A 17,672-nucleotide genomic window follows, 5' to 3' on the forward strand; every position below is an offset into this window, starting at 1 on the left:
CGCTGCGGATGACGCTGGGCACGCTCACCGCGTTGCCGGTACCGGCCCCACGGGTGATCGACCGGCGGGTGGCGGGCGGTGCGATGGTGCTGGCCCCGCTCGCCGCGGTGGCGCTCGCCGTTCCCGCAGGTCTCGTCGTGTGGGCGGGTGGGCTGCTCGGTCTGCCCGCGCTCGCCGCTGCCGTGCTGGCCGTTGCCACGGTGGCACTCGGCAGCAGGGGGCTGCACCTCGACGGGTTGGCCGACACAGCCGACGGGCTCGGTGCCTCCTACGACCGGGAACGAGCGTTGTCGGTCATGCGCAAGGGCGACGTGGGACCGTCCGGGGTCGCGGCGTTGACACTGGTGCTGCTCGTGCAGTGCGCCGCGCTCGCCGGGGCGGTCGGCGCGGGTCACGGCGTCGCGGCGGTGGTCGTCGCCGTCATCGCCGGGCGTGCGGTGCTGGTGCTGTGCTGCGCTCGCGGAGTCCCCTCGGCCCGGCCCGAGGGGCTGGGCGCGACCGTGGCCGGTGCCGTCCCGATCCCCGGCGTCCTGCTGGTGCTGGTGACCGTGGGCGGGCTCGCCACGCTCGCACCCGGCCTGCCGTGGTGGCGCGGCCCACTCGCGGTGCTGCTCGGTTGCGTCGCGGCGGCGGCGCTGTTGATGCGTTGTGTGACGCGCCTCGGCGGGATCACCGGCGATGTCCTCGGGGGCTGCGTCGAGGCCGCGACAACCGCCGCGCTACTGACCCTCGCCCCCTGAGCGCCCCGGCGCACTTTCCCGGGAAAGTGCGGCTCCCCTGCTCGCACTTTCCCGGGAAAGTGCGAGTGGTTGCACGTGCAGGTATCTCAGTTTCCCGGGAGCACGCGGGCCAGTTCGGTGAGGAATTCGCGGGCGGTGTCCTCGTCGCGGACGGCGATGCGCAGCCAGTCCGGGCCGAGCCCGGGGAACGTGTCGCCGCGGCGCACCGCGTATCCGGCGGACCGCAAGGCCGCCCGGACGTGGTCGCCCTCGGACACGCGCACGAGCACGAACGGCGCACGCGGCACGCCCGCGACCTCGACGTCGAGTTCACGCAGGCCCGCGACGAGGAACTCCCGGTCCCGGACGGCCTCCTTCGCGAGCGACTCGGCCTCCCCGAGCGCGTCGGGACCGCTGCAGGCGATCATCGCGGTCGCGGCCAGACTCGACACCGACCAGGGCGGCTGCACCGCGCGCAGTCGCCGCACCACGTCCGGTTCGGCCAGCGCGTACCCCGCGCGCAGCCCAGCGATGCCCCAGGTCTTTGTCAGGCTGCGCAGCACCACGAACCCGGGAAGCCGTTCTCCGGCGAGGGTTTCCGGCTCACCGGGAACTGCGTCGAGGAAAGCCTCGTCCACCACGACGATACGGCCGGGTCGCCCCAGCCCGCGCAGGGCAGCGGCGGGGTGCAGCACCGACGTCGGGTTCGTCGGGTTCCCCACGAACACCAGGTCCGCGTCCTCCGGCACGGCGGCGGGTCGCAGGGTGAAGCCGTCCACCTCGCGCAGCAGGACCCTGGCGACGGAATGGCCCGCGGCCCGCACCGCTGCCTCCGGCTCGGTGAACTGCGGATGGATCACGGCGACGCGATGCGGGCGCAGCGCCGTGGCCAACAGGGTGAACGCCTCCGCGGCGCCCGCGGTCGGCAGCACGTCCGCTGGTGCTCGCCCGTGCCGGGCGGCGATGGCGGCCGCCGCCTCCCGCACGTCGGGATACGCCGCCAGCCGGGGAATCGCGAGTTCCAACTCGCGGCGCAGCCACTCCGGCGGGGCGGGCAGGCGCACGTTCACCGCGAGATCGACCAGCCCGTCGGCCACGTCACGGTCACCGTGGTGGGCCAGGTCAAAATCCACTGTGGACCTTCCGCGCGAACCGCCGTGCGACACCGGGATGCCCGGCCCAGTGGACATGCAGATAGGACGCGTGCAGGGTCTCGGTCGCGAATCCGTCCGCGCGCTCGTCCCACCGCCACGCCGGATTCTCACCCGCTCCCGGCAGCACCTCGGTGCGGTGGAACTCGTGGCCGGTCACCTGCTCGCCGCGCGCGGCGAGCAGGGTGTCGGACTCCGCTCTCGCCCTGCGGTAGCCGAGCGCCCCGCGCTTCGTCATCCGCGCCACGGCGTCCACCGCCCCCACCATCGGCAGGCCGTCCAGCTCACGGCACAGGTACAGCAGGCCCGCGCATTCGGCCACCACCGGCATGCCCCGCCGGATCGCCGCCCCGACCTGCTCCCGCAGCCGCGAGTTCGCCGACAGCTCCTCGGCATGCACCTCGGGGAAACCGCCACCGAAGTACAGACCGGCGCAGTTCTCCGGCAGGTCGTTGTCGCGCAACGGATCCACGTCCACGACGTCCACGCCCGCGGCGTTGAGCAACTCCGTCGTCTCGGTGTAGCGGAACGTGAACGCCTCGCCACCCGCCGCCGCGACAACCGGTCGTGAAGTACCGGTAGTCACCGCGCGCACCTCGGTGGCGGGATCCCACACGGCGCCCCGCAGTGGTGGCGCGGATTCCGCGACCCTGCGTACGGCGTCGAGGTCGACTCCTCCCGCGGTCCAAGCGGCCAGGCGGGGCAGGAACCGCTCGGCCTCGGCGGCCCGTTCCGCAACCGGCACCAGACCGAGGTGTCTGCTCGGGGCGTGGATCTCCTCGCTGCGGCGCAGCGCGCCGAGCACCGGGATACCGGTGGGGCCAAGGGCCGCGCGGACCTCGTCCTCGTGCCGCTGCGACCCGAGTTTGTTCAGGATTACCCCGGCGAGGCGCACGTTCGGGTCGTAGTGCGCGAATCCGAGCACCACGGCCGCGACGCTGCGACTCGCCGCCGAGGCGTCCACCACCAGCACCACCGGGGCGTCGAGCAATCGGGCGACGTGCGCGGTCGAGGCATACCCCTCGGTTCCGAGCATCCCGTCGAACATCCCCATGACGCCCTCGATCACGGCGATCTCCGCCTGGCGGGCGCCGTGCAGGAACAGCGGCACCACGCGTTGCTCGCCCTGCAGGAACGGATCCAGGTTGCGGGCGGGCAGGCCGGTGGCGAGCGCGTGATAACTCGGATCGATGAAGTCGGGGCCGACCTTGTGTCCGGAAACCGCGATGCCGCGTTCCCGCAGTGCGGCCATCAGCCCGGTGGCGACCGTCGTCTTGCCGTGCCCGGACGCGGGGGCCGCGATGACGAGCCGCGCGTGGGGCGCTTCGCCTACCACTCGATGCCTCGCTGGCCCTTCTGGCCCTTCTGGCCCGCGTCCATCGGGTGCTTGACCTTGGTCATCTCGACCACCAGGTCGGCGGCGTCGATCAGCGCGGGCGGCGCGTTGCGGCCGGTGATCACCACGTGCTGGCGCCCCGGCCGGTCGCGTAGCGCCGTCACGACGTCCTCGACATCGATCCAGCCCCAGTGCAGCGGATAGCTGAACTCGTCGAGCACGTAGAAGTCGTGCCGTGCCTCGGCGAGCCTGCGCCGGATCTCCGCCCAGCCCTCACGCGCGTTCGCGGCGTGGTCGGCCTCGCTGCCCTTCTTCCTGGACCAGCTCCAGCCCTCGCCCATCTTGTGCCACTCAACCGGGCCGCCCTGCCCGGTGGACTCGTGCACCTCCCCGAGGGCACGCAGCGCGGACTCCTCCCCGACGCGCCACTTCGCCGACTTCACGAACTGGAACACCCCGATCGACCAGCCCTGGTTCCAGGCCCGCAGCGCCATCCCGAAGGCGGCGGTCGACTTGCCCTTCATTGGTCCTGTGTGGACGATCAAGAGCGGGCGGTTGCGCCGCTGCCGCGTGGTGAGTCCGTCGTCCGGAACGACGTCCGGCTTTCCCTTGGGCATGTCAGCTCACGCAGCCCTTCCGGTCCTGGCCCGCACCTCGCCTGCGAGCGTTCCCGCGGTGACCTCGCCGAGCGGGACGTGTTCGGCGCCGAGCCGGGCCGCCAACTCCTCGGCCAGGCCGAGCCGCATTCGCCCGGACTCGCAGTCCATCACGACCGTGCTCACCCCGGTGCCCGCGAGCAGCCCGGCCGCGGCCTGCGAACGGGCCACCGCGTCGGGTCCGCTGGTGGCCCTGCCGTCGGTGACGACCACGAGCAGCGGCCTGCGCCTCGGGTCCCGGATGGCCTCCACGCGCAGCACCTCGGCCGCGCGCAGCAGCCCCTCCGCCAGCGGGGTCCTGCCCCCGGTCGGCAGCCCCTCCAGCCGCGCCGCGGCGGCCTCGACACTGATCGTCGGCGGCAGCGCGACGTGGGCTTCGGCCGCCCGGAACGTCACCAGCCCGACCTTGTCCCTGCGCTGGTAGGCGTCGAGCAGCAGGGACAGCACGGCCGACTTCACCTCGCCCATGCGCGATCGCGCCCCCATCGAGCCCGATGCGTCCACGCAGAACAACACGAGGTTGCCCTCCTTGCCCTCCCGCAGCGCGTAGCGCACGTCCTGGGAGCGCATGACCAGTCCCGGCCCGTGGCGCCCCCGCGCCCGCTGGTGCGGCGCGGCCGCCCGGACGGTCGCCAGCAGGTGCGGGCCGCCCTCGCGCACGCCCTGCGGCCGCACCCCCACGGTCCGGCCGGTGTCGGTGACGGCGCGCGAGCGCCGCCCCTGCGCCCCGGCCCCCGTACCGGTCACGGTGAACAGCCGCGCGCGGTAGGACCCATCGGCCCCCACCGTCCGCTCTCCCGCGAGTTGGTCGTTCCGGGGCTCGTCTTGGCAGTTCCGCGGCTCGTCTTTGCCGTTTTGCGGCTCGTCTTTGCCGTTCGCGTCCGGACTCCGCCCCGAACCGGGCCCGTCGTCGTCCGGCCCCTGATCCTCCGGGCCGTCGCCCGAAGGCTGCTCGCCCGGCTCGGGCGGGACCTGCTCGGGCGGATTCTGCTCAGGCGTGCTGTCGCGCAGCACCTGTTCCAGCTGCTCGTCGTCGATGCCCGGCGCGTCGAACGGGTTGCGCCTGCGTCGGTGCGGCAGGGCGAGACGCGCGGCCACGCGGACGTCCTCGGTGGTGACCTCGTCCCGGCCGGACCATGCGGCGTGTGCGATCGCTGTCCGCGCGGTGACGATGTCCGCGCGCATGCCGTCGACCTCGAAGGCGGCGCACACCTCGGCGATCTGCAGCAAGGCGTCGTCGGTGAGCGCCACGGCAGGAAGGAGCCGTTGCGCGGCCTCGATGTCGGCGGCCAGCTCGGTGTCCGCCTCGGCGAAACCGGCGGCGAAACCGTCCGGATCGGACTCGTACGCGAGTCTGCGGCGCACGACCTCCACGCGCTGCTCCGGCGCACGGCTCGACGTGACCTCGACGGTGAGCCCGAACCGGTCCAGCAGCTGCGGACGCAGCTCACCCTCCTCCGGGTTCATGGTGCCGATCAACACGAACCGGGCGGCGTGTGAAACGGAGACCCCCTCACGCTCGACCGTCGCCCTGCCCATCGCGGCCGCGTCGAGCAGGGTGTCGACCAAGTGGTCGTGCAGGAGGTTGACCTCGTCGACGTAGAGGAGCCCGCGGTGCGCACCGGCCAGCAGGCCGGGCTGGTAGTCGGCCACCCCCTCGCCGAGCGCCCGCTCCAGGTCCAGCGACCCGACCACGCGGTCCTCCGCGGCGCCGACGGGCAGCTCGACGAGGCGAGCGGGCCTGCGGTTCGCGGGCGCGCCATCGGGGTGCGGACCGTCGGGACAGCCGGGATCCGGGCGCAGCGGATCACAGGAGAACCGGCAGTCGTCCAGGACGTCCACGCCGGGCAGCAGGCCCGCGAGCGCGCGGACCATGGTGGACTTCGCGGTGCCCTTCTCGCCGCGCACCAGCACCCCGCCGATCGCGGGCGAGATCGCCGACAACACGAGGGCCAGCCGCAGGTCTCGCATCCCGACGACGGCGGAGAACGGATACGGCCGCATACACAAAACTCCCTTGCCACGAGTGGGTGTCCACGCCCACGCCGAACTGGCGCGCACCGGTGAGCCCGGCACGCGACGAGCGCCAAAGCTCTGACTCCCGGCTCGCCGCGCGGAGGCGGCGAGCGGTCACAGTGGCGGGACCGTCCCGGATTCGCACCGGGTTCCTCGGCGATCGTCGCGCCCGATCATCGCACACCGATCACGCCGCGCCGGTCTGGCGACGACGTGACAAACCCGACCGTTCCCGCGCCGCCCGACCGGCTAGCGTGCCTGTCGTGCCCGAAGACCGACCGCACCAACAGCCGATCACCGTCGTGGGTATCGGCGCGGACGGCTGGAGTGGGCTCGGCGCGCAGGCGCGGGCCGAGATCCGGGCGGCGCAGGTGCTGCTCGGCGGCCCACGCCAGCTCGACCTCGTCCCCGAAGTCGGGGCGCGGAAGGTGCCGTGGCCGAGCCCGCTGTTGCCGAATCTCGACGCCACCCTCGACGCCCACACCGGCCGCAGGGTCTGCGTGCTGGCCAGTGGCGATCCCCTGCTCTCCGGCATCGGCACGACACTCGTCCGCCGCCTCGGCACGGCCAGGGTGCGCATCCTGCCCGGTGTTTCGTCGATCACGCTGGCGCGCGCCCGTCTGGGGTGGGCGGCCGAGGACGTCGAGGTGGTCAGCGTCGTCGGACGCGACGTCCACCGCGTGCTCAGGGCACTCGCGCCCGACCGGAAGGTGCTCGTGCTCAGCTCGGGCGCGGACACTCCCGGCGACGTTGCCGCGCTGCTCACGGAGCGGGGTTACGGGGAAAGCGAGCTGACGGTGCTGGGTGAACTGGGCGGTCCCGGCGAGTACCGGGCGTCCGGCACCGCAGGTGAATGGCCACGGCCCGAGGTCCCGGCACTGAACGTGCTCGCCGTGCGCTGTCGCCCCGATCCGGGAACCCTCGTGCTGCCGCGGCAGCCGGGCCTGCCCGACTCGGCCTTCGAGCACGACGGGCAACTCACCAAACGGGACCTGCGGGCCAGCACGCTCGCCAGGCTCGCACCATGCCCCGGCGAACTGCTGTGGGATGTCGGCGCGGGTGCGGGCAGCGTCGCGATCGAATGGTGCAGGGCGCATCCGGCGAATCGGGCGATCGCGATCGAGCCGGTGCCCGAGCGGGCAGCGCGAATCGAGCGCAACGCGCGCCGCCTCGGCGTCCCGGACCTGCGCGTGGTGATCGGGCACGCGCCGGAGGTGCTGGCGGAACTGTCCGCCCCCGACGCGGTGTTCGTCGGCGGCGGCGTCAGCGCACCAGGGCTGCTGGACACCTGCTGGAAGGCGTTGCGAACCGGCGGCAGGCTCGTGGCGAACGGGGTCACCCTGGAGGCGGAGCGCGCGCTGGCGGCCGCTTACGCCGAGTGGGGCGGCGAACTGGTGCGTATCTCGGTCGAGCAGGCCGCCCCGCTGGGCGGCTTCACCGGCTGGACCCCGGCGCGCACGGTGACCCAGTGGAACGGAGGCAAGGCATGAACGGACCGTTCACGACGCGAACGGCACGGGGCGGGACGTCCCCAATGTGGCATTGGGGACGTTCAAGTTCCCCCATGCCACATTGGGGAACTACCCCCGAGGGCGCTGTATGACGGTGCACTTCATCGGGGCGGGGCCGGGGGCGGCCGATCTGATCACCGTGCGGGGGCGGGATCTGCTCGCCCGCTGTGCCGTCTGCCTGTACCCGGGCAGCCTGACGCCGTCCGACCTGCTCGCGCACTGTCCGCCCGGCGCACGGCTGGTGGACACGGCCGATCGCACGCTCGAGGAGATCGTCGGCGAACTCACCGCGGCCCACGCCAGGGGCCAGGACGTGGCCAGGCTGTGTTCCGGCGACCCTTCGGTCTACAGCGCCGTCGCCGAGCAGGCACGGCGGCTCGACGAGGCCGGCGTGCCCTACGAGATCACCCCCGGCGTGCCCGCGTTCGCCGCGGCGGCCGCGGTGCTCGGCCGGGAACTGACCGTGCCGACCGTCGGGCAGAGCCTGATCCTGACCAGGGCCCAGGCCCGGTCCACCCGGATGCCCGAGGGCGAGGAACTCGCCACGTTCGCCGCGAGCGGGGCCACACTCGCCCTGCACCTGGCGATCAACCGGATCGAGCAGGTGGTGGACGAACTGCTCCCGCACTACGGCGCCGACTGCCCCGTGGCTGTGGTAGCGCACGCGAGCCAACCCGCGCAGACCGTGCTGCGCGGCACGCTGGCCGACATCGCGGCGCAGGTGCGCGAGGCAGGCGTCAGCCGGGCCGCGATGATCTTCGTCGGTCGCGTCCTCGCCGCGGAGGGCTTCCCGGACAGCTTCCTGTACTCGGCGACACGCGAGCGCTCGACCCAGCCGCGCTCGCTACCGTGACCGCGTCACCTCGGGGCACGCCCGACGATGGTGCCCGCTCGGTCGATGACCACCACGTCGACGTCGATCGGGGCGTCGCCCAGCACGTCCACGCAGGTCCGCCTGGCCCGCTCCGCGACCAGACCACCGAGATCCAGCCCGGCCGCGGTGGCCAGTTCCAGTGCGTGCAGTGCACTGTTGGCGTTCCGGATCGGCTCCGCGAGCGTGTCGATTCCCGCATCGGAGGCCAGCTCCGCGAGCAGCCCGAGGTCCACTCTCGACCGTTTCGAGTGCAGGTCCAGGAAACCGGCAGCGAGCTTCGAGAACTTCGCGAACCCGCCGGCCATCGACAGCCTGGGGACCGGATTCCTGCGCAGGTACTTGAGGACCGCCCCGGCGAAATCGCCCATGTCCAGCAACGCGCTCTCCGGCAGGCCGTACAGATCGGCCACCACCCGCTCGGAGGTGCTGCCGACGGCGCCGGCGACGTGCTGGTGACCCATCGCCCTCGCCACGTCCACGCCCCGCCGGATGCTGTCGATCCAGGCCGAGCACGAATACGGCACCACGACGCCGGTCGTGCCGAGCACGGACAACCCGCCCAGGATGCCGAGCCGCGGATTCCACGTGTGCCTGGCCATCTCCTCGCCGTGCGGGATCGAGATCTCCACCACGACATCCCCCGCCGCGCCGTTGGCCTCCGCGACCCGGCGCACCGCATCGGTCATCAACTGCCGTGGCACCGGGTTGATGGCCGGTTCGCCGATCGGCAGCGGCAACCCGGGGCGGGTGACCGTGCCCACACCTGAACCGGCCAGGAAGGTCACCCCGGATCCAGCGGCGCCTGCCGACACCGTGGCGACGATCAGCGCGCCGTGCGTGACGTCCGGGTCGTCGCCCGCGTCCTTGATGACGCCGGCACTCGCGACAGCACGAACCTGGTCGAGCTCCTCGGTGGCCAGGGCGAAACTCGGTCGCCTGCCCTTGGGCAGCAGCACCTCGACCGGGTCGGGGAACTCGCCGGTGAGCAGCGCGGTGTACGCGGCCGTCGTCGCGGCGGTCGCACAGGCGCCCGTGGTCCACCCGTACCGGAGCTGCTCGTTCGGTGTTGCCATCAGGAAAGGGATTATCGCCGCATGAACTCCGTCGATGCCGAGGCGGCCACCCCCAGGGCTGTCGCACACCGCGTACTCGTGCTCGGCGGCACGGCCGAGGCGAGGGCACTCGCCTCGACCCTCGTCGCCGAAGGCGTCCCGGTGATCTCCTCGCTGGCAGGCAGGGTGAGCGCACCAAAACTTCCCGATGGCGAGGTACGGATCGGCGGTTTCGGTGGCCCCGAAGGGCTGGCCGCATGGCTGACGGGCGAGGGAATCACCGCCGTCGTGGACGCGACACATCCCTTCGCCGAGCGGATCGGCGCCTCCGCGGCCGCCGGTGCCGCAGCGGCGGGAGTACCGCTGCTCCGACTCGAACGGCCCGGCTGGGCGGACGAACGCGAGTGGGCCGACGTCGACTGGCGTCCGGTGACGTCGCTGGCGGAGGCAGCGCTCGCCGTGGGCCGGCTGGGCGAGCGGGTTTTCCTGACCAGCGGCAGGCAGGGGCTGGCCGCGTTCGCCGGGCTGACCTCGCTGTGGTTCCTGATCCGCTGTGTCGACCCGCCCGAGCCACCGCTGCCGCCGCACTCCGAGGTGCTGCTCAGCAGGGGGCCGTACCGAGTGGGCGACGAGCTTGCGCTCCTGCGAGACCACCGGATCGACGTGCTGGTGACCAAGGACAGTGGCGGGTCGATGACCTCGGCCAAGCTCGTCGCGGCGCGGGAACTCGGGCTGCCGGTGGTGCTGGTGCGGCGACCGGCCCGCCCGGAAACGAACAGTGTGACCAGCGTCGCGGCCGCCGCACGCTGGGCGATCGAGCAGGAGGTACCGGGGACATGAGCATTGATCACGACACCGGAGTGGACGCCTTCTACGACGTGCTGCGGCGACGCCGCGACGTGCGCGGCGAGTTCACCGGCGCACCCGTCGCGGCGGACGTGCTCGATCGGATCCTGGCGGCGGCCCACGCCGCGCCGAGTGTCGGGCTGACCCAGCCGTGGGACTTCGTGCTCGTCGAGGACAGGGCGACCCGGCAGGAGTTCGCCGAGCACGTGCGCGCCGAACGGGAGGTGTTCGCCGGGACACTGGACGGGCAGCGCTCCGAGAAGTTCTCCCGGATCAAGATCGAGGGAATTCTCGAGTCGAGCATGGGTGTGGTGGTGACCTACGACCCCGCGCGCGGGGCACCGGACGTGCTCGGCAGGCACGCCATCGCCGACGCCGGGCTGTACTCGGTCTGCCTCGCCATCCAGAACCTGTGGCTCGCCGCGACCGCGGAGGGCTTGGGGGTCGGCTGGGTCAGTTTCTACCGCGAACCGGTCCTGCGGGACCTGCTCGCCATCCCGGCAGGTGTCCGGCCGGTGGCCTGGCTCTGCCTCGGACCGGTTCGCGAACTCGCCGAGGTGCCGGATCTGGAACGGCACGGCTGGCGGAGCCGCAGGCCACTGTCCGCCGCGGTGCACCGGGAACGCTTCAGGACAGCCGAGTCCGATCCGGACTGAGCGGGGTGGAACGGGCGGCCGTGTGCGGGAATAGCGGACACACGCGCACGAATGCCCGACTCGGGTGCACAGCGGGCGAACACACCGACTCGGTACGGACCCAACCCAGGTCAGGGACGGCACAAGCGGTTGGCTAGCGTTGGCCTCGATGCCCCCCGCCACCACGTCCACCCCGACATCCCGGGACACCGCGCCAGGTCCTGGGATCGACGGAGCGGGCGCCAACGCGGGCCGGAGCAAAATGTGGCGGCGGCTCGCGGTCGTCTTCGGACTCATCGCGGCCGCGTGCGCGCTGTCGTTCCCGTTCCTGCCCGTGGCGCAGGACACGGCACGGATCGTCTGGCCGGTGGGTGGTGACACCACCCAGGTGAACGCCCCGCTCACCGGGTACTGGGCGCAGGACCTGCAGGTGCGGATGCCGTGCGACACCATCCGGTCGGCTGATGCGCGCACTCCCGGTGACGCCCTGCTGTTCTCCACCGTGCCGGCCGCCCGCACCGAGGAGGGCGCGGGCCTGCAGCTACACGTCGGCGACGGGGTGCTGGTCGCCTCCAGCAGGGGCGAACAGATCGCCCGCCAGCCGCTGCCGCTCAACGGCTGCGACGTGCACGTCGCCTCCGACGCCCACGGCACGTCGGTGAGCGTCGCGGACACCCCGATCTACCAGGAGGAAGGCGATGTCCGCCCGCGCGTGATCGGCATCTACACCGCCATCGACGCAGCGCAGGACCCGATCGACGGGCTCTCCGTGTCGATCACCCCGGACACCCGATACCAGTCCTCCCCCACCCCGCTGAAGACCGCGGTGGGCATTCTCGGCCTGCTGGCGATCGTGGTCTGCCTGATCGGGGTGAACCGGCTGGACTCCGGCGTCGCCCGGCGGGCCCCGCGCTGGGCACCCATCGGCTGGTGGCATCTGACCGGCCGCGACATCGTGGTGTTCCTCGCGCTCGGCGCCTGGGTGTTCATCGGACCGGTCACCTCGGACGACGGCTACATCCTCGGGATGGCCAGAGTCACCGAGGACGCGGGCTACCTCACCAACTACCACCGCTGGTTCGGGGTGGCCGAGGCGCCGTTCGGCTGGTTCTACCACGTCTACGAGCTGATGACGCACTTCAGCACCGCACCTCCGTGGATCCGGTTGCCTTCGTTCGTGCTCGGCATCGCCAGCTGGCTGCTGATCAGCCGGGAGGTGATGCCGAGACTCGGCAAGGAGGTCCGTACCAGCCGGGCCGCGGGCTGGGCCGCGGCCGCGGTGTTCCTGGTGTGGTGGATGCCGTACAACAACGGCGTACGGCCGGAGCCGATCGCCGCGGTCGGCTCGCTGATCGCGATCTGCGCGGTGGAGCGGGCGCTGGTGACCCGCAGAATGCTCCCGCTGTGTCTCGGCCTGCTGGCCGCCGCGTTCACCCTGGCCGCCACGCCGACCGGGCTGATCGCCGTGGCTCCCTTCCTGGTCGCCGCACGGCCGCTGTTCCACCTGCTGCGCAGCAGGGCGAGCCGGGGCTGGCTGCCCGTGCTGTCGCCGATACTGGCGTCCGGGCTGCTGGTGCTGATCGTCGTCTTCGCGGACCAGACCTTCGCCACGGTCGGCGAGGCCACCCGCCTGCGCAGCCAGGTCGGGCCGAGTCTGTCCTGGTTCGAGGAACTCGCTCGCTACGAGCTGCTGTTCAGCAGCACGGCCGACGGCTCGGCCACCCGCCGTTTCCCGGTCCTGCTGTTGCTGCTGTGTACCGGCACCTGTCTTGTGGTGCTGCTGCGCAGAGGCCGGATTCCCGGCGCCGCGCTGGGGCCGAGCCGGCGGTTGATCGGCACGGTGGCCCTGTTCTTCCTGCTGATGGCTTTGACGCCGACCAAGTGGACACACCACTTCGGGGCGTTCGCCGCCGTCGGCGCGGCCATGGCGGCGTTGACCGCGCTGGCGACGAGTTCCAGCGTGCTGCGTTCGAAACGGAACAGAGCCGCGTTCACCGCGGGCCTGCTGGTGGTCGCCGCACTGGCCGCCACGGGACCGAACGCCTACTGGTTCGTCTCCGGATTCGGGGTTCCGTGGTTCGACAAGGCACCGTCGATCGGCGGTCTCGGCCTCTCCACGATCCTGCTGCTCGGCGCCGCGGTGGCCGCGGTGATCGCCTTCATCGAGAACGTGCGCGCCCACCGGCCCGGTCCACCGCTGCCTCCCGAACGGCGCGGCAGGGCGCTGAAGCTGGGCGCCCTCTCGCTGGTCGTGGTCTGTGGTCTGGTGGCAGCGAGCGAGTTCGCCAGCATGGCCAAGGCCATCCACAAGCAGCGGGACAGCTACAGCCTCGGCGAGGCGAACATCGACCACCTGCTCGGCAGCGGCTGCAACCTGGCCGATCACGTGATGGTGGAGAAGGACCCGATCAACAGCATGTTGACGCCCTTGCCGCCGGGTTCGCAGCGGACCGTGGAACAGGAGTCCGGCAGCACCCCTGGCGACCTGCCCGATTCCGACGAGGGCAACGGCCGCTCCCGCAAGGGCTTCCACACGCGCGCCACGTCCGGCAGTGACCCGATCGCCGAGCCACCCCACGGGTTCAGCACGAGCACGGTGGCGATGTGGAGCAGCTTCGAGGAGCGCAACACGCCCACCGGCACCCTGCGCACCGACTGGTACGACCTCGGCGAGCGCCCTCCCGGCGGCCAGTTCGTCCTCGCCATCGCCGCCAAGTCCGGTAAGGCGACCACGGTGCGGGTGGAGTACGGCAGGCCGACCCCGGAGGGGGTGAAGGTCGTGGGCAGCTCGACGGCGCTGCCCGCGGGATGGGGCAGTGGGAGCTGGACCGACGTCCGGCTCAATCTCGTCGACGCCCCGCCCTCGGCGACCACGGCGCGCATCGTCGCGGTGGACTCCGACTTCACCGAGGACGGCTGGGTGGCGGTGACGGCGCCGCGGATCCCGACGTTCACCACCCTCACCGACAAGGTCGGCGACAAGCCCGTGTACATGGACTGGCCGACGTCGTTCGTGTACCCGTGCCTGACCCCGGCCAAGACCCGCGACGGGATCAGCGAGGTACCCGCGTACCGGATCACCGCGAGTTCCCTGGCCTACGAGGGCGCGTGGGCGAGCAGCAAGGGCGGCGGCCCGAACGGCTGGCTCGAGGAGATCGCCGACCAGCCCGAAGTGCCCAGCTTCCTCCGCGGCCAACCTTCCCAGCCGTGGGGCGAACTGGTGGAGATCGACACCTACGCCGAGGGCACCGCGCCCACCGTGATCCGCGGCCGGGAGGTGCACCCCGGCTGGTGGTCCCCCGGCCCGGGCCCTGCCCAGCCGGACGGCGACCAGCCCACGCGCTGAGGGCGCGCTGCCAGCGTTGTCCCCAATGTGGCATTGGGGACGTTGAAGTTCCCCAATGCCACACTGGGGACATCCCCAGGGTTCCCTGCGTCAGTACGAGCGGGGGGTCCAGACGACGGCGGTGCCGTCCTCCTGCTCGCGGACCCGCGTACGCGTGGAACCGATGATCAGCAGGCAGCGCATGTCGACCTCGCTCACGTCGAACGAGCCGAGCCGCTCCACGCGTACCGACTCCTCCGGCCCGCCGACGTCGCGGGCGATCACCACCGGCGTCTCCGGCGCGCGGTGGCGCAGCAGCACGTCCCTCGCGGCCGCCAGCTGAGTGGTCCTGCTGCGGGACGCCGGGTTGTAGAGGGCCACCACGAGATCGGCCGTGCCGGCGGCGTCGAGCCTGCGTTCGATGATCTCCCACGGCTTGAGCCGGTCGGACAGCGAGAGCACGCAGTAGTCGTGTCCCAGCGGGGCGCCGACCCTGGAGGCGGCGGCCTGCGCCGCGGTGAGCCCGGGAAGGACCCGCACGTTGACACCGCTCCAACGCTGCTCGTCCGACTCGGCCTGCTCCAGCACGGCCGACGCCATCGCGAACACTCCCGGATCACCGGAGGACACCACGGCGACCCTTGCCCCCTGCGCTGCGAGGTCGAGCGCCTCCGCGGCGCGCTCGGCCTCGACCCGGTTTCCCGACGCGTGCCTGCGCTGACCGGCCCGCTGCGGCACCTTCGCCAGATACGGGCCGTAGCCGACGAGATGCTCGGCAGCGGACAGCGCCTCTTCGGCCTCGGGAGTGAGCCACTGCGGCCCCGCGGGGCCGAGCCCGACGACCACCACCTCACCGCAGGCGTCTACCGTGCCGGTGCCAGTGGCGGTGGCCGTGGCGGTGCCCGCGGTTCTTGCGGCATAGGCCGGACTCGGCACAACGGCCAGCGAGAAGTACGGCACCGACTCCGGGTCGACATCGGTGAAGGGCTCGACCCGCTGCGTGCCCCAGGTCGCCCGCTCCACGTAGAAGGCGTCCTCGAGCTTGCCCGACTCGGCCAGCGCGTCACGCACGGAACCGAAGGTGCGGCCCAGTTTCAGCACCGCGGCGGCATCGGTGTCGGCGAGCCGCCGCGCCAGCTCCGGTGCGGGCAGCGTGCCTGGCAGCAGGGTGAGCACCTCGTCCCGCTGCACCAGCGGCCTGCCGAGGACTGCGGAGGCGGCGCTGACCGACGTCACGCCGGGAATCACCTGCGCGCGGTACCGATCGGCGAGCCGTTCGTGCATGTACATGTAGGAGCCGTAGAAGAAGGGGTCGCCCTCACAGAGCAGGACCACGTCCCGGCCCGCGTCCAGGTGCTCGGCGAGCCGCTTGGCGCTGAGTTCGTAGAAGTCGGCGATCGCCCCCTCGTACCCGCCGGGATGATCGGTGGTCTCGGTGGTGACCGGGTAGACCAGCGCCTCTTCCAACTGGCCTTCGCGCAGGTAGGGCTCGGCGACCGAACGCGCGATACTGCGCCGGTGCCGCGCGCTGTGATAGGCGATGACGTCGGCCTCGCCGATCACCCGCGCCGCCTTCACGGTCATCAGCTCGGGGTCACCGGGGCCGAGGCCCACCCCCCACAGTGTGCCTGTCTTCGGGGTGGTCATCATTCCTCCTCGGTGGCGATGGCGTTGACGGCGGCGACGGCCATGGCGCTCCCGCCACGGCGGCCACGAACGGCGAGATAGGGCGCGGGGGCACGCGCGACGAGTTCGTCCTTCGACTCGGCGGCGCCGACGAAGCCGACGGGGACCCCGATGATCGCAGCCGGAACGCCGACGCCCTCTTCGAGCAGTTCGAGCAGCCGGAAAAGGGCGGTAGGCGCGTTGCCGATCGCGACGACCGAGCCGGGCAGCCTGTCCCGCCACAGTTCCAGTGCCGCGGCCGAGCGCGTGGTACCCATCCGCTCGGCCAGACCGGGCACGCTGGGGTCGGAAAGGGTGCAGAGCACCTCGTTGTCCGAGGGCAGGCGTGCACGGGTGATGCCGCTGGCGATCATGTTCGCGTCGCAGAGCACGGGCGCGCCCGCACGCAGCGCCTTGCGGCCGGCCTCGACGAACTCCAGCGAGTACTTCAGGTCCTCCACCAGATCGACCATCCCGCAGGTGTGAATCATCCGGACCGCGACCGCTTCGAGGTCGTCGGGCAGGATCGCGAGGTCGGCCTCGTCCCTGATGGTGGCGAACGAGTGCCGGTAGATCTCCGCACCGTCACGGATGTAGTCGATCACGCGTCGTCTTCCTTTCCCGCGGGCGAACTCGCCAGCGAATCCACGAGCCGGTCGAGCGGCACCCAGGCGTCGTCCACCCGGTAGCCGCCGTCCTCGGCGAGCACGTCCCGGTGCGCCTGCCTCGGCCTGCCACACCGTCGTTCACAACCGGAGAAGTGCGTCCTGATCCCCGGTGAAAGGGCCGCGCTCGCGCGGAGCGCGTCGCTCCGCACGTCGGCCCTCGATTTGGCGCAACCGGGCAGCCCGGCGCAGGCGCTGACGCCCGCGACTGGATCGGCGGCGTCGGTGACGAACCCGGCTTCGGTGAGTTCGGCCACGGCGGAGCCGGAGCCGACGGGAACCACGATCGTGCGCCACGGTGTCACCACGACCTCGGCGGTCATCCCGGCCAGCAACCGCAACGCGGGCGAATCCAGCTGTCCGAGTACGGGCGCGACACAGGCGATCAGATCACCGCCGTCCGTCCTGTGCGTACCGATCGGCAGGCGTTCCCCGCCGGGCATCGGCCGCGGTGGGACGCGTCGTCCGACCGCGGCCAACGCCGTGGTGATCGCCTCGACCGCTCCGGGCAACTCGCGTACGCGCCACACCGCCTGATCCCCGGTGCCCCTGATCTGGAGAAATGTCGCGGCCGCGCTGACCAGCGCCGTGACAGCGTGCTGCCGGGGGATTCGCAGACCGCTGTCGGCACCGGCGACAAGCAGTGCACCGGTTGTCGCGTCCACCGCCCGCCAGCACACGTCGGGATCCTCACCCGAGACGTCGCCGCGGCCGTCGTCGAGGGCGAAGAGGAACCGGCCGGGCAGCGAGGCCAGCTCGGAGCGGGCACAGACCGACCGGTCCAGCTCGCGAACCAGGGGCCGGACGTCGAGCAGCCCGCCGGTCAGCCCACTGGCGGGCGAGGCGAGGAAGTTGCGCACCCGCTCGTGTTCCGGCGCGGGCAGGAGACCGGCCCCGGCCAGCCGGGGAACCAGCTCCGAGTCTTGTTTGGACAGGCCCCTGAGCTGCAGGTTTCCCCGCGAGGTCAGGTGCACGAACCCATCACCGAGGTCCTCGGCGCAGTCCGCGAGAACACGCAACTGCGACGCGGTGACCGCCCCACCGGGGAGCCGCACCCGGGCCAACGGGCCATCGGCGGCGTCATGGGTGGCGAATACGCCGGGACACGCGTCAGCGTGGGAACGCTCGGCGGTCGGCATGCGGGTCACTGTAGATGGCCGCTTAGGCCCTCAATACCCCTGCGATCTTATGTAGTACACATGCTATCTTTCGATGCACACA

At 72.1% G+C, this 17,672-nt stretch carries 14 protein-coding genes and 1 riboswitch; of the genes, 6 read left to right on the plus strand and 8 right to left on the minus strand.

The features are described 5' to 3' along the window. Positions 1-8 precede the first annotated feature (8 nt). Positions 9-740 (plus strand): adenosylcobinamide-GDP ribazoletransferase, encoded by a 732-nt coding sequence (locus BM199_RS05445; RefSeq protein WP_091670928.1) that lies wholly within the window; start codon positions 9-11, stop codon positions 738-740. An 86-nt stretch (positions 741-826) separates the two neighbouring features. Here the strand turns inward: BM199_RS05445 and cobC are convergent, their stop codons facing one another. The 4 genes from cobC to BM199_RS05465 are packed head-to-tail and all read right to left on the minus strand — an operon-like array spanning position 827 to position 5,866. Then, complete coding sequence (gene cobC / locus BM199_RS05450; RefSeq protein ID WP_091670447.1) at positions 827-1,909, minus strand: Rv2231c family histidinol phosphate aminotransferase CobC; 1,083 nt, start codon at positions 1,907-1,909, stop codon at positions 827-829. Continuing rightward, entirely contained in the window at positions 1,842-3,206 is a 1,365-nt protein-coding gene (locus tag BM199_RS05455) for a cobyrinic acid a,c-diamide synthase CobB (protein ID WP_091670450.1), read from the minus strand. The genes cobC and BM199_RS05455 overlap by 68 nt, the downstream gene beginning before the upstream one ends. Then, positions 3,200-3,823 (minus strand): cob(I)yrinic acid a,c-diamide adenosyltransferase, encoded by a 624-nt coding sequence (gene cobO, locus BM199_RS34225; protein ID WP_091670452.1) that lies wholly within the window; start codon positions 3,821-3,823, stop codon positions 3,200-3,202. The genes BM199_RS05455 and cobO overlap by 7 nt, the downstream gene beginning before the upstream one ends. A gap of 6 nt (positions 3,824-3,829) precedes the next feature. After that, entirely contained in the window at positions 3,830-5,866 is a 2,037-nt protein-coding gene (locus tag BM199_RS05465) for a putative cobaltochelatase (protein WP_091670455.1), read from the minus strand. 92 nt (positions 5,867-5,958) lie between these two features. Next, a riboswitch (cobalamin riboswitch) is annotated at positions 5,959-6,031 on the minus strand. A gap of 110 nt (positions 6,032-6,141) precedes the next feature. Here BM199_RS05465 and cbiE point away from each other — a divergent pair. Beyond that, on the plus strand, positions 6,142-7,368 hold the full coding sequence (gene cbiE / locus BM199_RS05470; RefSeq protein WP_245788170.1) for a precorrin-6y C5,15-methyltransferase (decarboxylating) subunit CbiE: 1,227 nt from the start codon (positions 6,142-6,144) through the stop codon (positions 7,366-7,368). Between the two features lie 109 nt (positions 7,369-7,477). Next, the gene (cobM, locus tag BM199_RS05475) at positions 7,478-8,242 is read left to right on the plus strand and encodes a precorrin-4 C(11)-methyltransferase (protein WP_091670457.1); all 765 of its coding nucleotides are present in this window, start codon (positions 7,478-7,480) and stop codon (positions 8,240-8,242) included. Between the two features lie 5 nt (positions 8,243-8,247). On the opposite strand, the gene BM199_RS05480 is transcribed toward cobM, so the two are convergent. Continuing rightward, the gene (locus BM199_RS05480) at positions 8,248-9,336 is read right to left on the minus strand and encodes a cobalt-precorrin-5B (C(1))-methyltransferase (RefSeq protein ID WP_091670460.1); all 1,089 of its coding nucleotides are present in this window, start codon (positions 9,334-9,336) and stop codon (positions 8,248-8,250) included. Positions 9,337-9,357: 21 nt separating this feature from the next. Between BM199_RS05480 and BM199_RS05485 the strand changes: the two genes are divergently transcribed. From BM199_RS05485 to BM199_RS05495, 3 genes are all read left to right on the plus strand, one after another. Beyond that, a complete protein-coding gene (locus BM199_RS05485) occupies positions 9,358-10,155 on the plus strand; it encodes a cobalt-precorrin-6A reductase (RefSeq protein WP_177242482.1) in 798 nt (265 codons plus the stop codon). Next, positions 10,152-10,817: a 5,6-dimethylbenzimidazole synthase gene (bluB, locus tag BM199_RS05490; protein WP_091670463.1), complete on the plus strand. Its 666-nt coding sequence runs from the start codon at positions 10,152-10,154 to the stop codon at positions 10,815-10,817. Before BM199_RS05485 ends, bluB begins: the two co-directional genes overlap by 4 nt. A 241-nt stretch (positions 10,818-11,058) precedes the next feature. Then, positions 11,059-14,142 (plus strand): arabinosyltransferase domain-containing protein, encoded by a 3,084-nt coding sequence (locus tag BM199_RS05495; protein WP_091670466.1) that lies wholly within the window; start codon positions 11,059-11,061, stop codon positions 14,140-14,142. Between the two features lie 90 nt (positions 14,143-14,232). Here the strand turns inward: BM199_RS05495 and BM199_RS05500 are convergent, their stop codons facing one another. From BM199_RS05500 to BM199_RS05510, 3 genes are read right to left on the minus strand one after another with little or no spacing between them, the layout of a single operon-like run. Further along, positions 14,233-15,768: a precorrin-2 C(20)-methyltransferase gene (locus BM199_RS05500; protein WP_091670468.1), complete on the minus strand. Its 1,536-nt coding sequence runs from the start codon at positions 15,766-15,768 to the stop codon at positions 14,233-14,235. Next, on the minus strand, positions 15,768-16,391 hold the full coding sequence (locus BM199_RS05505; protein WP_091670472.1) for a precorrin-8X methylmutase: 624 nt from the start codon (positions 16,389-16,391) through the stop codon (positions 15,768-15,770). Before BM199_RS05505 ends, BM199_RS05500 begins: the two co-directional genes overlap by 1 nt. After that, positions 16,388-17,590: a nitrite/sulfite reductase gene (locus BM199_RS05510; protein WP_091670475.1), complete on the minus strand. Its 1,203-nt coding sequence runs from the start codon at positions 17,588-17,590 to the stop codon at positions 16,388-16,390. Before BM199_RS05510 ends, BM199_RS05505 begins: the two co-directional genes overlap by 4 nt. Positions 17,591-17,672: the final 82 nt, after the last annotated feature.

The sequence above is a fragment of the Amycolatopsis marina genome (assembly GCF_900111885.1).
Lineage (GTDB): Bacteria > Actinomycetota > Actinomycetes > Mycobacteriales > Pseudonocardiaceae > Amycolatopsis > Amycolatopsis marina.

Coding starts and splice junctions, on each gene's coding strand:
- BM199_RS05500 (WP_091670468.1), bottom strand. CDS start 15,768: ATGACCACCCCGAAGACAGGCACACTGTGGGGGGTGGGCCTCGGCCCC.
- cobM (WP_091670457.1), top strand. CDS start 7,478: ATGACGGTGCACTTCATCGGGGCGGGGCCGGGGGCGGCCGATCTGATC.
- cobC (WP_091670447.1), bottom strand. CDS start 1,909: ATGTCCACTGGGCCGGGCATCCCGGTGTCGCACGGCGGTTCGCGCGGA.
- BM199_RS05445 (WP_091670928.1), top strand. CDS start 9: ATGACGCTGGGCACGCTCACCGCGTTGCCGGTACCGGCCCCACGGGTG.
- BM199_RS05465 (WP_091670455.1), bottom strand. CDS start 5,866: ATGCGGCCGTATCCGTTCTCCGCCGTCGTCGGGATGCGAGACCTGCGG.
- cobO (WP_091670452.1), bottom strand. CDS start 3,823: ATGCCCAAGGGAAAGCCGGACGTCGTTCCGGACGACGGACTCACCACG.
- BM199_RS05510 (WP_091670475.1), bottom strand. CDS start 17,590: ATGCCGACCGCCGAGCGTTCCCACGCTGACGCGTGTCCCGGCGTATTC.
- BM199_RS05495 (WP_091670466.1), top strand. CDS start 11,059: ATGTGGCGGCGGCTCGCGGTCGTCTTCGGACTCATCGCGGCCGCGTGC.
- BM199_RS05480 (WP_091670460.1), bottom strand. CDS start 9,336: ATGGCAACACCGAACGAGCAGCTCCGGTACGGGTGGACCACGGGCGCC.
- BM199_RS05485 (WP_177242482.1), top strand. CDS start 9,358: ATGAACTCCGTCGATGCCGAGGCGGCCACCCCCAGGGCTGTCGCACAC.
- bluB (WP_091670463.1), top strand. CDS start 10,152: ATGAGCATTGATCACGACACCGGAGTGGACGCCTTCTACGACGTGCTG.